General features: G+C 25.6%; 2 protein-coding genes. Both read right to left on the bottom strand.

The genetic code is table 11. From position 1 onward, the window contains the following. Window positions 1-1,162 (bottom strand): BREX system Lon protease-like protein BrxL (locus ACMOUI_RS10875; protein ID WP_418965717.1); only part of this gene is annotated, 1,162 nt, incomplete at its 3' end. A 1-nt stretch (window position 1,163) separates the two neighbouring features. Continuing rightward, on the bottom strand, window positions 1,164-1,540 hold a 377-nt coding region (locus ACMOUI_RS10870; protein ID WP_418965716.1), incomplete at its 5' end, for a hypothetical protein.

Raw genomic sequence — 1,540 nt, 5'->3', positions numbered from 1 at the left:
CATTGTTATAAAGAAAATTCAAATCTTTTATTTTAAAATAATTACTTTCAAGTGGAACATATTCTTGTATTAAAATCATATTATTGTCTTTAATATCAATAATCTTACTAATAAAACTTTCTGGATTATTATTATAAAACTTAGCTTCTATTTCATTTTCATACTCTCCTATATAATTTAAAGCAATTTTATACCAGAAATTTTTATTGGCTATCTTAATTAAAGCTCTATTTTCTAAAAAATGAGCTTCTTCAATTAAATCATTCTCATTAAACAAATCTAGAATAAGTGCTAAAGCTAATTTTCCTCCGTCTTCATTCTTATAATAGAAATGTTTATATTTTTGTTCGGTTGTTATTTGGACTAGAGATGAAGCAAAAGCTTTAAAACCTTTAAAAATCCAAGAATCTTCATGAAGGTCATTGTTACTATTTAGAAAATAATTTAATGCAGTTATAATTTTACAGTGAGCTTTGTAAGCTCTTATAGACATTTCTTCCATGTGATAATTATTGAAACTCATTCTGTTTTTACTAATATTTTCTTTAAAACTATCATCTTTAATAGTAATGATAGAGGAAGTATTTATTTTCTTTAAATTAAAGCTAGGTAAGAAAATGAATCTTTCAAGACCTTGTTCTTTTTTAAAATCATCAGGAAGAATATTGAAAAATTCAGTATCAATATGATGAGGTGAAGAAGCATCTTCATGACAATCTTGAATAGTATATTTCTTATCACAATTTCCTAAGAAAACTAAACTGGTTCTATTTTCATAAGTTTCATTTAATCTAGTAACCTCATCCTCGTTACAATGTGTAAGAAGGTCATTAATTAAATCATCGTCTAAAGATTTTATCGAAGAAATTTGTTCGATAGCAGCAACGTCATATAGATTAGAAATTAAACCAGGAGTTTTATTGGTTAGATTTCCAAAAAAAACAGGTGAAGTAATCTTAGAAATATTTTTAAATTTACTAGTACTATTTTTTATAGTAGTTGTTTTTCCAATTCCAGCTCCACCTAAACTTATACAATGCCCATCTCTTATTAAAGATGGAATAAGATGAGCACAGTAAGTTAATTTAGCTATAAGGGGTATCTTTGAAGATAACCCCATATTATTTAATGTTTTATTTAGATTTTTATTAAGCTTATACATATTATTTAATCTCCTCTAAAATATTAGTAATATGCTCAAATTTAATTTGACTTTTATGATAGTGCTTGGAACAGATTGGACACCAATATAATTTATCTTCGGAATAAAGTCCATTATTAAAATCTTCTGTGACCTCATGAAAACAAGGACATTTAGGCATAAGAAAAGTTCCTAGAATATTTAATCTAGGTAAAAAACACTCTGGATTTTTAATGAAAACTCCTATAGAAGAATGAACAAAATTACTTCTATTAAGGTTTAAAAAAATGTTCTTTAATCTAATTTGTTCACAAAATACTAGAATTTCATTATCAGTAGGTTGGCTCTCGAAAATCTGTATTCCTTTGATATACCATCCAAAACCTAAATGTATAAGAT

The organism is Cetobacterium sp., from assembly GCF_048470075.1.
GTDB lineage: Bacteria > Fusobacteriota > Fusobacteriia > Fusobacteriales > Fusobacteriaceae > Cetobacterium_A.
Note: the sequence above shows the minus strand (reverse complement) of the source record. Positions and strands in the feature narration are given on the sequence as shown.